General features: G+C 63.9%; 14 protein-coding genes and 1 pseudogene. 7 read left to right on the plus strand and 8 right to left on the minus strand.

Annotated features, from left to right (window positions below; translation table 11 throughout):
- The first annotated feature begins 21 nt into the window (after positions 1-21).
- Positions 22-351, plus strand: a complete 330-nt coding sequence (locus G6N31_RS06940; RefSeq protein ID WP_109790847.1) for a type II toxin-antitoxin system RelE/ParE family toxin — start codon at positions 22-24, stop codon at positions 349-351.
- Positions 352-358: 7 nt separating this feature from the next.
- Positions 359-769, plus strand: a complete 411-nt coding sequence (locus tag G6N31_RS06945) for a type II toxin-antitoxin system RelB family anti-toxin (RefSeq protein WP_011780460.1) — start codon at positions 359-361, stop codon at positions 767-769.
- 9 nt (positions 770-778) lie between these two features.
- On the opposite strand, the gene G6N31_RS06950 is transcribed toward G6N31_RS06945, so the two are convergent.
- From G6N31_RS06950 to G6N31_RS06980, 7 genes and pseudogenes are all read right to left on the minus strand, one after another.
- Positions 779-1,426 (minus strand): hypothetical protein, encoded by a 648-nt coding sequence (locus tag G6N31_RS06950; protein WP_234815425.1) that lies wholly within the window; start codon positions 1,424-1,426, stop codon positions 779-781.
- A 110-nt stretch (positions 1,427-1,536) separates the two neighbouring features.
- Positions 1,537-2,778 carry an EspK C-terminal domain-containing protein gene (locus tag G6N31_RS06955; RefSeq protein WP_234815424.1) on the minus strand — a complete coding sequence of 414 codons (1,242 nt, stop codon included), beginning with the start codon at positions 2,776-2,778 and terminating at the stop codon, positions 1,537-1,539.
- 490 nt (positions 2,779-3,268) lie between these two features.
- Positions 3,269-4,474 carry an IS4-like element ISMfl1 family transposase gene (locus tag G6N31_RS06960; RefSeq protein ID WP_011891513.1) on the minus strand — a complete coding sequence of 402 codons (1,206 nt, stop codon included), beginning with the start codon at positions 4,472-4,474 and terminating at the stop codon, positions 3,269-3,271.
- A 41-nt stretch (positions 4,475-4,515) separates the two neighbouring features.
- Positions 4,516-5,439: pseudogene (locus tag G6N31_RS06965) on the minus strand (hypothetical protein); the annotation flags it as partial.
- Positions 5,439-5,966 (minus strand): hypothetical protein, encoded by a 528-nt coding sequence (locus G6N31_RS06970; protein ID WP_011780463.1) that lies wholly within the window; start codon positions 5,964-5,966, stop codon positions 5,439-5,441. The gene G6N31_RS06970 and the pseudogene G6N31_RS06965, both read right to left, overlap by 1 nt.
- 164 nt (positions 5,967-6,130) lie before the next feature.
- A complete protein-coding gene (locus G6N31_RS06975; RefSeq protein ID WP_011780464.1) occupies positions 6,131-6,778 on the minus strand; it encodes a hypothetical protein in 648 nt (215 codons plus the stop codon).
- Positions 6,778-7,362: a recombinase family protein gene (locus G6N31_RS06980; RefSeq protein ID WP_011780465.1), complete on the minus strand. Its 585-nt coding sequence runs from the start codon at positions 7,360-7,362 to the stop codon at positions 6,778-6,780. Before G6N31_RS06980 ends, G6N31_RS06975 begins: the two co-directional genes overlap by 1 nt.
- Positions 7,363-7,627: 265 nt before the next feature.
- Here G6N31_RS06980 and G6N31_RS06985 point away from each other — a divergent pair, with 265 nt between their 5' ends.
- From G6N31_RS06985 to G6N31_RS06995, 3 genes are all read left to right on the plus strand, one after another.
- Complete coding sequence (locus tag G6N31_RS06985) at positions 7,628-8,386, plus strand: YfbU family protein (protein ID WP_011780466.1); 759 nt, start codon at positions 7,628-7,630, stop codon at positions 8,384-8,386.
- Between the two features lie 543 nt (positions 8,387-8,929).
- Positions 8,930-9,511: a hypothetical protein gene (locus G6N31_RS06990; RefSeq protein ID WP_011780467.1), complete on the plus strand. Its 582-nt coding sequence runs from the start codon at positions 8,930-8,932 to the stop codon at positions 9,509-9,511.
- A 43-nt stretch (positions 9,512-9,554) separates the two neighbouring features.
- Entirely contained in the window at positions 9,555-10,010 is a 456-nt protein-coding gene (locus G6N31_RS06995) for a hypothetical protein (RefSeq protein ID WP_133117727.1), read from the plus strand.
- Between the two features lie 546 nt (positions 10,011-10,556).
- Here G6N31_RS06995 and G6N31_RS07000 read toward each other — a convergent pair.
- Complete coding sequence (locus tag G6N31_RS07000) at positions 10,557-11,243, minus strand: hypothetical protein (protein WP_133117728.1); 687 nt, start codon at positions 11,241-11,243, stop codon at positions 10,557-10,559.
- Between the two features lie 62 nt (positions 11,244-11,305).
- On the opposite strand from G6N31_RS07000, the gene G6N31_RS07005 reads away from it, so the two are divergent.
- Entirely contained in the window at positions 11,306-11,620 is a 315-nt protein-coding gene (locus G6N31_RS07005; protein WP_011780471.1) for a helix-turn-helix domain-containing protein, read from the plus strand.
- 329 nt (positions 11,621-11,949) lie between these two features.
- Positions 11,950-12,132 (plus strand): helix-turn-helix domain-containing protein, encoded by a 183-nt coding sequence (locus G6N31_RS07010; RefSeq protein WP_083767272.1) that lies wholly within the window; start codon positions 11,950-11,952, stop codon positions 12,130-12,132.
- Positions 12,133-12,209: the final 77 nt, after the last annotated feature.

The raw sequence follows: 12,209 nt of genomic DNA on the forward strand, positions 1-12,209 counted from the left end.
CGGAATCGATATAGTGGAGGCGTGGGTGAGTGGCGGATCATGCTCAGCGGCGAAGTGGAGCGCTGGTATGCCGGTCTGTCTGAAAGTGAACTCGCCCAGGCCGATCAGGCCCTCGACCGGCTCACCGCCGAGGGCATCACCCTGGGCATGCCGCACAACCGCTATCTCTCAGAGAAACTGTGGGAGTTGCGGTTTCGCTGCGGACAGGTCAACCAACGCATAACCTACACCGCCGACCCCGACCGCCAGCTGGTCACCTTGACCACCTTCCGCAAACAACGCCAAAACGAACGCAACGAGATCACCCGCGCACGCAAAGCGCTACGCCGCCACCAGACCAAGAAGGGATAACCCAACCATGGCCGTCAAGACCGCCACCGCGAAGAAGACCGCTGCCCCGAAGAAGGCCGCCAAGAAAGCCCCCGCCGCTGCGAAGAAGGTCGCCACCAAGAAGGTCGCCACCGCCAGCGGTGGGGTCGATTATCGAACCGCCCGCGCCCAGCGCCAGGCCGCCCTCACCGACGAGCAGCGCCAGACCTACGAGCAGGCCTACCACGACGCCGGCCGGGCGATGGACCTCGCCGAGCTGGTCTACGCCGCCCGCACCGAGGCCGGCCTCACCCAAACCCAGCTCGCCGCCGCCATGAGCACCAGCCAATCCGCCGTCGCCGCCTGGGAGAACGGTGCACGCATCCCCGGTATCGACGCCCTGGAACGGCTCGCCGCAGCCTGCGGGAAACGCCTCCACATCGCCATCACCGCCGCATAACCCCAACGGTCAGGCTGTGTCCCGCAGCCAGGTTGTAAGAGTCGCGCGGCAAATGGCGACGGCCTGAGAATCGATCACCTCGATATCGCGGAGCACGGCTTCACACTCCTCGGCTGAACAGCCGAACTGAGTAAGCTCTGTCATCCACATCATCAGCGGTCGGGCACTTTCACCGTTTGTGGGCCACGTGGCCCATATCCGGCCGTAGGTGGCGGCCACGCTGTCACGGAACGCCGCACGCACCGTGTCATGGGCGATGTCGAACAGCCCTTGAGCCTGCTCCGCGTAGGTAGCGAGCTGCGGTATCCCGAAATCGCGTTCCAGCACCGACGGAGCGGCGAACCCGAGTGCAGTGCGCCAATGCTGTTGCGCAGTAACGATATCGGGATTAGGGGCGGTTGGCCGGATGTGCAGGAGATATTGGCCGCCCTCGATGTAGTCGGCCTCTCGCCAATCGGGGTCGCGCCCAGGTATCCCGATCTTCGGCGGTGCTTGCAGCGTGGTGCGATCCCAACTCAAGACCGGCGGGTCGAGAGAGGCGTTCGCGCACACCATCTTCAGCGTCGCGCCGATCTGTTCCAGCCGGTGGGCGTACCCGAGCAGCGGATAGCTCCGCGGTGCCGAGGTCGCGCCCCAGCGACCGTCCCCGGTGGACACGTGAAACTCCCGTGCCCACAGAAACGCTTGGTCGATGGTGTTGGCCAGCTCGGCATGCCAGCGCTCCAGCTCGACCCTCCAGGCCGCGCCGTCCGCACCCTCTGGAGTCGTCATCGAGGAGCCTCATATTGGAGGTCCTCTTCAACGCTGACAAGGGCCTTGACGATCATGTCACGCAGGTCAGGGTCGCCGGTAGCGGCTGCGGCGTAACACATATCGGGGAGCGGCAGCGGGCGCCTGGACCACCCGCCGATGTGTTCGGCGGTACGCGCAACCAGCCAGTGCGCCCGGTAGTCGGCCAGAAATTCGGTCGTGTCGCTGGGATCGGCGACCGCGCCGGTATTGGTGGCGAAAGCCGGTCGGCGCATCGCGGTCATGACGTTGAGCGCCTTGGCCGCCTTGTCGTAGTCCGCCCACTGCTGCACGGTTGGCTCGCGGTCACTCCCGCGGACCGCCCAGACCAGGCGTAACGCCTCGTCGATACCGCCATCGATGACTTGAGCCTGGGTCGTTGCTGCGTTGATCATCGCCGCGGTCACCGCCGAGACAATCCGGTCCTGACAGAGAGGGTCGGCGTCCATGATGCGCAGCAGCCGCGGATACACCTCGGGCCACAGCACCGCTAGCCGATGAATGTGCATGTCGTCGAGCACCGGGGCGGGCACATCGACGCCTTGTTGTAGCAGCGGGTTGGTGTCTCCCGAGCACGACGGCGGATGCTCCACCCCGGCATCGCGCAAGACGCTGACCCCCGCCGTGGTGGCTGCTGCAACCAGCTTCCAGCCCCACTGGGCGCGCAGCTGGGCGTACTCAACGAGGACCCGTGCCGGATCGCCCCAGCCAAACCACCTCTGCCGAAAAGAATCGTCTACCAACGGATCTGTGGCCAACACCCGCACGGAGCGCGGAACGAACACCCCCGCCGGGATGTAGCTGGACCCGTCATTGGAGGTGATGACCGTCTCGGTGCCGCTCGGAGACCGGAACACCCCGACCGCCCACCCCGCCGCGGGATTGAGCGCCACGTACGCGGCGTGCTGCAGCTTCCAGACCAACTCCTTGGCCGCCGCGGCGTCTGCGGACTCGCGGCGCTCCCGTGCGGCTGCGGTCTGACCCGCAGCGACCACACTGGCCGGAATCAGAGTCGGGCCCGCAGCCGCACTCGCTGCGGACGGGGCGGGCGCTGCCGGGGCACTTGTCGAGCCGACAGTGCCCGCCGGCACGGTCGGTGCCGGGGGTGGCGCACCTGCTGGGGGACCCATCGAACCCGGCGGCAGCATCATCGGCGCACCACCGCCGCCGATCCCCGCGCCGGTAGGCGCGGCGGCCGCCGGGGTGGCTGGGGACACCATGCCCGCCTGCGCCCCGGCCGGCGAGACTCCCCCACCGGGGGCCGCCGACACCGGGGGCGCCGCATGCCCACCACCGGCCGATAGGGCCGGTGACGGACTCGCTGGGGCTGGAGGTGGTGCAGACGGTATTCCGCCGCCCATCCCCGCCGTAGTCGCCATTCCCTGGTTGAACGCCGACGACAACGGCGACGCGCTGCCCGCACCTGGCACGGCTCCTGGGTTCGGCAAACCACTTGCTGCGCCGGGCATCTGACCGACACCGCCACTCAGCGGGTTAGACCCAATACCGTTCAGTTAGTGGCTGATGACGGTGACGCTGGGTGGGTGTTCGGGTTGTGGCCAGTGTTGGTGCGCTGATCTTTTGACATGCCACTTGGGCATTTTGCGTTTGATCACGCGGGGAGCTGACCGTGTGCGGCGTGCCGGGTTGATGCGGTCGAGGAGGCGACGGAGGAACGCCTGCCAGTGAGGGTCGGCGGATCGGCGCCGGTTAGGGGGAAAAAGCGCCCTGATGGGCGACGGATTGGCGCACGACGCGCAACGCGGCGGTGAAGCTGAGTCGGTCCGGGTCGTGTCCGCTGTGGTGTGCGGCTTGGCTCATCAACGAGCGAATCGCGTAGTGGCAGCACAGGTATCCCCAGATCTCCTGCAGGACGAGGTCGGGCGACTTCGACCGCAGCACCACCTTCGACCCACGCTGGTGGGTCTTGAGTTCGTCGAAGACGCTCTCGATCTCCCAGCGCTGGGCGTACGCGGCCGCCAACTCGACCGCGGGTGCGGTGTCCGGGTCGGTCAGCGTGGTGAGCAACCGGTAGGCCACGGGGTTGTCGCGGCCGTCGTCGACGGTGTAGTCGATGACGCGAGCCAGCATTGGCTCGCCGTGTCGGTCCTTGGCCGCGCGCAGGTGGGCCAGCCACGAACCGTCGGCGAGATCCTCGACGTGAGTGGGGGTCGGGCCGTTGCGTCCGGTGCTCACGCGCCACAGCAGATCGGCTCCGGTATCGGAAGCGTTACGCCACAACGCGTATGAGAAGAATCCACGATCAGCCAGCACGAGCATTTCCGGTGTCAGTGCATCGAGCACGTGCTCGACCATCGTGGACTCCGCGTCGCGGTAGGCGCCGATCGTGGCCGCGAAGATCGCATGAGTGCCGCACTCGGCGACCGCCAACAACCGCGCCTGCGGAAACGCCGACTTCTCACCCTTGTTCACCCCCGGACGCCCGAAGAACTCCTCATTGACCGGGCTATCCGCCACATCCAGGCACGTCCCGTCGATCGCGACCACCCTGCGTCCGGCCACCCACGTCCCCGGCGTATCCGCCGCGCCCAACGGACGAGCGACCCTCGCGAACAACGCAGCCAACGGCTGGGACCCCAATCGCTCCCGCGCCTGGAAAATGGCCGACTTCCCCGGCAACTGATACTGCTCACGCCACCCGGAAGCCCACGCTAAACCATCCGTGAGCTGGGATAACACATCCTCGTAGGAGCCATCGGAGTACAGGCCCATGCCGATGGCGAAATACGCCATCACCCGTGCCGGCAGTGCACGATGACGCACCTGAGTACGCCCCGTCGCCTCGATCACCTCATCAACCATCGCCGGCGGGAACACCCTCGTCAGGACACCCACAGACACCAGATCCGACAACCGACGATCCGATTCAGGCTTCCGCCAACCCGCGCGAGGCATACCAACAAACTACACCCATGTAGTCTTAACTGAACGGTATTGGGGTTAGACCCCATCCCCGGCATGCCGCCACTGCCCAGACCGCCGGGCATCTTCGGAATTCCGCCACCGGAACCCATCCCGCCGCCACCAATACCGCCCATCGACGGCATGCCGGCACCGCCGAGCGCTGAGGCCGCTGGTGAAGAAGTCACGCCAGGCGTCGGCTGCGTTACCGGCCCGGTCGCGGCCTTGATGCTCTCATCACCAGCGGCCGACTTGCTGCCGGGACTAACTCCAGGCTGCGTGGTTGACGTACCTGCAGGATCGGTCGGCGCGTCGTCCACAGGCTTAGGTGCGTCGGCCCCAGCTTCCCGCTTTTCGGTGTCGCTGTAGGGGTTTTCGTCCTGTTCGATTCCCGGCGACGTGTGGTCGACGGGCTGGACTGGTGGAGCGGTAGGAGCATCGCCCCACTTCGTCAAAAGATCGAGTGCCCTGGTGTTTTCGGTGCTCGCCTTGAAGACGGTGTGGGAGGCCATTGCGGCGGTTACTCCCGCCTCGGTTTGGTATCGGGCTATGCCGTGGTACTGGGTCACCAGGGCTTCGGCTTCGCCTGGGAGCTTCGCGCTCGCGATCTTGGCGTCTGCCTCGCGGACGAGCTGCTCTTGACCGGCGCGTGTATCGCGCAGCACCGTGGCGATATCGGCGCACTTGTTGGCGCACTTGTCGTGCCACTCAGCGATCGTCTTGGCTTCCTCGGCCAACACTGCGCCCGCCCGGTGGGCTTCGTCGAAGCCCTGCGAATCCGCGGCATCGCGAAACTCCGCGTTGTCAGTGACGATCTTCTGGTGGATTCCGTCCCACGTCGTCGCACCGACCCGGTAGGTCTGCTCCTGGGCGTCCCAATGCCCAGCGTCCGGTGGCTCCATGTCTGGCGTAACGATCAGCCGCCCATACGATCCCGCAGACCCTCCGACAGCAGGCATCAGCGCAACCCGCACTCGGACGTGATGGCATCGATCAGATCGTTGCCGCGTTTTAGTTCACGGGCGGCCTCGTCCCAGTGCCGCATGTTGAGCGCGTGCAGCATGTCGATTCTCGTTGTCATCCAGGCACGCAGAGGCTTTGCCGTTGAAGCTGGTGTGGCGTCAGACAGTTGCGTACGCAGATACGAGACCGCAGCCACACCGGTACGTTTCTCCGTGGCCAATGCGGCGAGGCTCTCCGGACTTGTCCAGCTCTGCTCTATCGCCTCGGCGCTGGACTTGCTCGCCCGCGCCGTCGACCGCGCCGCTCGATCCCACGCCGTGCAGGCGGCCGCCTTGGCGGGCTGGGTGTCGCTGCTGCTGTAGGTGGGTGGCGGCGAGGGGACCACGTTCACTGTGTGCCGGGCTGGTACGGTCGGATGGGCGAGGGCCAGGCCGCTGGTCACCACGGCACCTACTGCGACCACGAATGCCGCCGTGGCGGCGGTGATCCCGGTGCGGTGACGCCGCCGGTCCCTCATGGTCATGACACGACGTTATCGCGAGCAAGTGACACCCGGCCACCGCCGCAGGCACATTCGAAATGGCGACTTTCCGCAGCTCTGTTGCCTATAGATAACACTTGGCAAATCAGTGCAGGTGACGGCGGGTGTGTCTAAAAAGACGGTTTAGACACACTTGCGCGTGGTGATCACCGATTGCGGTTGAGTAGCTCGCGCAGTCGCTTGGCTCCGCGGTCTGACACCGACTGAGACGACAGGGCATACGCAGCGGCCTGATCAGGGGTCAGTCGGCCGCCGCTGATGTGGTCGCCCAGATACCGCCGCATTTGAGCCTTCTCATCTGCTCCGGTCCAGCCGTTACGCCCGCCGTAGAAGATGACGGAATCAAGGTCTTTACGGACATCGTCGTCGACTTGGGACGTTGTGACCTGTCCGGTCAGCAGGTTGATCGCGGCCGCGCCAGCAGCCCATTCGGCCAAGGGAGTGGAGCCCTCGACGACAGCAAGCGAGTAACCCCGAGCCAAGCCCATCGCAAAGTGCAACGACCGTTCGTCTGGCACGAACGCCAGAACAGGACCGCGATCGGGTCGGCTACTGCTCTGCGGTGTGGCATGCCCGCCCGCTCGGATGATCTCGTCGAGGTCGGCATAACCAAAGCTCGCCGCATTTTGCGCATTGCTCACCAGCAGCGGCGCCAAATCCTCCTCGCGACTGCGTTCCCAAATCCAGTCGGCGGCCAGGGCGACGGCTTCCTCCCACGGCCGATCCTCGACGTCATCGGGGACCCACGCTGCGGCCCGCAGGTGAGTGGACGGGTGCAAATCGTCGGCGGTCATCACGCGACTCCTGACTGGAAACTGAGTTTCGCCAGGTAGCGGTAGGCCGTCGCCCGGCTTACCCCGAACGCTTGAGCAAGTTCGTGTACGGGCTCGCCCGTCCCGGCGAGCCGGCGCAGCTGCTCTTGACGTTCAGGGGTCAGCTTGGCCGGCTTTGTAGCCGGTAGTTGGCGGGCTCGTCGCGAGTCACGCGAGGCGGCGCGACGCTCACGGCCGAGTTCGAGTTCCAGCTCAGCCAGCGTCGCCATGATGGTGGCCACCGCGCGCCCTGTTGGTGTGCCGGTGTCCACGCCTTCACGCAAGGCGCGCAACAGAATTCGGCGCTCACCCAAATCCGCGATGGTGCGGGTTACTTCCGCGACGGATCGACCCAGCCGATCGATGGCGGTGACCACCACAATGTCGCCCTCGCGGGCGTAATGCAGCAGGGCCGCCAGGCCCGGCCGAACGGTGTTCACCGCACCCGACAGCTTGTCGGCAAAAATTCGGCCGGATTCGACGCCCTGGGCGGCGAGCGCGGCGAGCTGCGCATCGAGGTCCTGACCCAGCGTGCTGACCCGCGCGTACCCGAGAATCGCTGTCACACCGCTACCGTCTCATTGCCCTCCGACATCGAGGATATGAGACACCCCGTGTGAGACAAGAAATGAGACACCGCGACGTGGTGCTATCTGACCGCAACCCGAGGCATGTAGCCCTGTCTCGTTTCTGGACTGGAGATACCGGCGCGCGCGCCACTACGCACATGTTGCCCCCATCTACTCCAGGAGATCCGCCACCGATACATCGTGCGTAATTTTGTATGACAGTGATACGATCTTCGTCATACACAAACGCGGAGGAGGCGGCATGGCTGTCTTGAACATCCGAGTCGAAGACCGGATCCGCGATCAGCTCAAGGAAATGGCCGATGCTGAGGGAGTTACCGTCAGCGAGTACGTCCGCGATCTAGTCATGGCGGCGATCGTCCCCGTGTACGAGCCGCCAGTGCGGCACGGCGACGAGCCGGCACCAGAAACCATGCGGATCACCGACCGGCAGACGCTCTCGCTGCTTCACCGCATCCTCGCGCGCGTTCTGCCCGAGGATGCCAAAGACGAGGATGGGGACGCGGAATACCAGCTAAGGCGGGCGCGGGTAATCGAGTCGGGCTTCACCGGGGAGTACTGGCGGGAAGTCGCCGGATTCAGAACCGAGCTATCAAAGCGTGACTGCGGCCGCGTACTGGACCTCCTCGACATGTTCCGCGCGATCACCTACAGCATCAAACGGCTGGAACAGCAAGGAACCACCGCCAGCAAGGAGCTGAGATACCAGCTGGAGTTCCGCGGCTTCGACCACAACGACGGACTCGAAGGCCACATGGCCAGCTACGTCGAGCACCTGATGAGCGACGGCCGGTGGGCCGAGCTGCAGCCGCAGCTGAAACGCCACGACGACGGGAACTCCCACCACCGGGTACTCGACACCTACACGCGGATGCTGGCCCAGCACCGCCGCATCAAGGACAGCCGCAGCCGAGGGTTCGACCCGGACGACTACCTGCTGTCCATAGACGAGCTGGAGCAGATCGCCGCGGCTCGGGTCCACCCGTCGCACCGCGGGTAGCTCGGCCCCGGCTACCGAGACGACGCCGCTCCAACGTGGGCTGACCGGCCGCGGCGACGAGCGTCCTCTCCACCCACGCGTCGCCATCAGGCCCTGGGCTTGCGCTTTGAGAACCGCGGCTATGGGCCGAGAGCACGTGCATTACGACCTCGTCGACACCTGGACCAATCTCATTCAACGCCTTCCGCACTAACCGCCCGTCCGCTCGCCGTTTTGCAGGAGCAGCGAAAATTACATCGCTGTAAGATGAGCGGTTGACAGAACCCAGGGGACGATATGACCGGACCACGAGACCAACAGGACGTCGATTCGTCCAACGAGGTCGATTCGCATCAGGAGTGCGACGACCCTCCCTTCGATGACTGGGGTAGCAGCGAGCTGTTTACCCGCAGCGACGACGATCCGAACGATAAGCGGAAGTCGTCGTGATACCAGGCGAAGGCGGTGACAAGATTGAAGTCATCATCTCGGACACCGCACAAGGACAGCCCGACGAAGCGGCCTTTACCGACTGGGGTTGCAGCCAGGCATTAACTGGTAGCTGTGGCCCGCCGCCCGACGACAGGTGACAAGGCTGTGGCAGATGGTGACCGAACCGGCGGGGTCTTCTCCGAGCACATAGCAGGTCTCCGGGATCTTGAGTTCGATCGGATGAAAACGCTTGAGGGTCGCGGCGCGTTGATCCTGCGGACAGACTTGGCACTTCTGACGGCTGCCGCCGCGATCGCCACCTTCACTATCGGGCGGTCAATGCCGCTCCACGTCTCCCCTATTACGGCATTCGTCACTTTGATCGCTGTCGGCACCTTTGTCGTATCGGTCATCTTTGCTGCTCGGGTTCAAGCAGGAACGAGCGAATACATGCTGACCGCTGACAGCACTTTGGACTTGATGGTCGGAGACAAGTGGGGAGTGTCCGACAGCGAAGCGGGACGGATCGCCGCTATCCGAGACGTCGAATTCATCAAGAGTGTTCGTCCAGAGAACCAGAATCGGGCAAACCGACTCAAGAGAGCCTTGAGGTTCCAGATCGCCTTTGTGCTGCTCCTGGTGCTCGCGGGCACGGTCGAAGTCTGCGATCGGCTCGGAGCGGTGGAAAACCTATGCACTTTGATGACGGGTTAACTTCATGGACTGGGGAGCACTCGCCTCGTGGGCAGCAGTCATCGTGTCCATCGTCATCGCTATAAGGGCATACGTCTCAGAGCGGCGATCCAAGAGGTCAGCCGAAGACGCAGAGGAACTGAAGCGGCGAACCGTTTCTGCATCCGAGCGGTCAGCCAAGGCGGTCGAGGAAGTCGCTTCTGCGATCCGGGATTGGGCAAGCGCATCAAGCGCCGAATCCGAGCCGGTTCTTGTACCCGGACCTACATGGAGCCTGGAGCACGTTAACGGTTCCAAGTATGCGCTGGTGAATCGCACTCAGTACCCACAAGACGACGTCAAGATTTCGGGGGACGCTGTACTTCGAGGACCGATTCGGGAAGTCGAAGTGCCGGCATTTCAGGAGGTCCAGTTCACGGGTCTGAACGCCTGGGGCGTCAGCGATCAAGTCACCGTGACATGGACTGACAACCTCAACGAAAAGCAAGAGTGGACAAAAGCCTTGCCGCCCAAGCGTTGACGATGGCACGACACAATCGCCGCACGTTACCGCCTTTATACTTTTTCATATCTGAGCCAGCCAGTGTCAGGTTTATACGCGGATCCGGTGACGCTCCCAAACCTTCCCTCAGCCCAGTGGCTGCAACACCGGACGACGATATGGCGCCGTATGCAACAAGCCCGTCAGTGGCACACCGGCTGCGTAGGACGCGACGAGACGGCGGCGCAACAGAGTGCGATACACCCAGCGAATCCTGCTCGTTTGGGTTTGACGGCTTAACGGCGGTGCCTATCGTAGAACGATGGCAAGCGAGGGTGGCGGCGACAATGGGTCCGGACGTCCTCTGCCTACTCCGCGACGCCGCTTCGGTCAGCTTCCCGGCCTGCGTGTCCAGGCTGACTTCGATGAGCCGCTACCTCCAGGCGAAGTTGATGCTTGGGAATCCCTAGATGCGGATTTCCAGGACCAAATCGGTGAAGCCGAGAATTAGACGACCCACCCGATATCGCAGACCTTCGTGAGTCGCTGCCGAAGTTCCCGCTCGCTACGGATTGCGGTGGTCGCCTACGGCATGTCGACCAGCTCTATCAACCATGGCGGTGGCTGTGTTCGATTCTGAACCCACTCGTCAATGATGTTTCGTCCAATGCACTGCAATAGCTCCTGCCGTTGTAACCACGACTCTTCAAGAGCCTGGTTCTGGCGGTCTTGATGCTCGCGATAGCGTTGGCGTTCACCGGGCGTGCAGTGCGAATAGCAATGTTGCGCAAAAGATCCCGCACCAAGATAGATGGCAGTGTTGGTGCAGCGCTTGCCAGTTTTTGCCACATAGCCGGTGCAGACCGGCCGAGACCCAGAGTAATTCTGCGACAGGTCGGAATGCGGGAGCCGCTCAAGCCGAGCCTCCACTGTGTCGATCAGACTCGAAGTCGGAGTCAGACGCGACGCACCCGCGTTGACGGCAGCAGTGTGCCGGGCGTAAATGGCCTTCGGCCTCGACGGACCTATGGACCACGAGGAATCGAGCGCGGCGTTCTGCGACAGTAGGCTCGCAGCGCCCGACGCATGCCCAACTAGATCGCGGACTGCGGTCAGGCCAGCAATGCACTCTTCGAAGTTCAGATCGACCTCATCGGCCAGTGAAATCAGCACCAGCTGGCACTGAAGCAGATGTATGCGCAGCTCTTCGAGGATCTGAAGTCCCAGCGGCGACGCCGAGTCATCATCTGGCCTGTCGTTGCTCTCGGTCACACTTCGGCAATGTACTACTAGTAGGGCAGTGCTCGAACCTTGAGCACCCGTTACTGGGTAACGTGCCTACGCGACCCAGCCAGAATGATCCTGAGCGGGTCTCGGCATGGGCGGCGCACCGTCGTACTGTGGGCGATAATATCCGTAGGCTGCGCATTTCCTGCGGGCTGACGCAGGAGGCGCTTGCCCTGCAGTCGGGCGTCACTCGCAATGTGCTGCTCGCCGTCGAACATGGTCGACGAGGATTGCTCTATGAGCGGCTGTTCGACATCGCTGATGCGCTCGGCGTACCGGCCAGTCGGCTCCTCGACTCCCATAACGAATCCGGAGAAGGCCTGCGCACCGCTGACAGCGGTGATTCCGCGCAGCCTCTTTAGCAGAGGTATAGCGCCGGCCCGCCTGCGCACACGACAGTCCGACGTCAAGCAGCGTCGACGTGGCCCGACCGCCTTCGGCCGTCACTCGGTGCATCTGCCCATGGACGTAAACCAAGCTGCGCACTGTCCCCACCTGTCCGCGCTCGATGCGGACAGATGGCGAATTTGACTGCTTTTAAGGATCTTTCGAGCTAAGTGGGCGATCGTGGTGGACGGTTCGTCCGGGATTCCCATACTCTCCAATCCATCGACACAAAGCCGACGCGACCCGTCAAACGGGACGGGTCGCGAGCATCACTGTCGGATGGATAGCGAGGAGGTGAATCACAGTGAATAGCAAAAGTTTTGATGCACTCCCGCTACTTCTCCCTGTTCCCCAGGCGGCCGAGCTACTGGGTATCAGCCGCGCGTCGGCGTACCGTCTCGCGGCCACAGGAGAACTGCCGTCCCGGCGCCTCGGCGGCCGCATCTATATCGTCACTTCAGAACTTCGCGAGCTCGTCGCAGCATGACCCAGTCCAAAGCCCTGTGCTTACCCGCAGCGGAAGCTCGCCTCGTGTTGCCTCCGCGGCCGACGAGACGTGACGTC

It is taken from the genome of Mycolicibacterium duvalii, assembly GCF_010726645.1.
Taxonomy (GTDB): domain Bacteria; phylum Actinomycetota; class Actinomycetes; order Mycobacteriales; family Mycobacteriaceae; genus Mycobacterium; species Mycobacterium duvalii.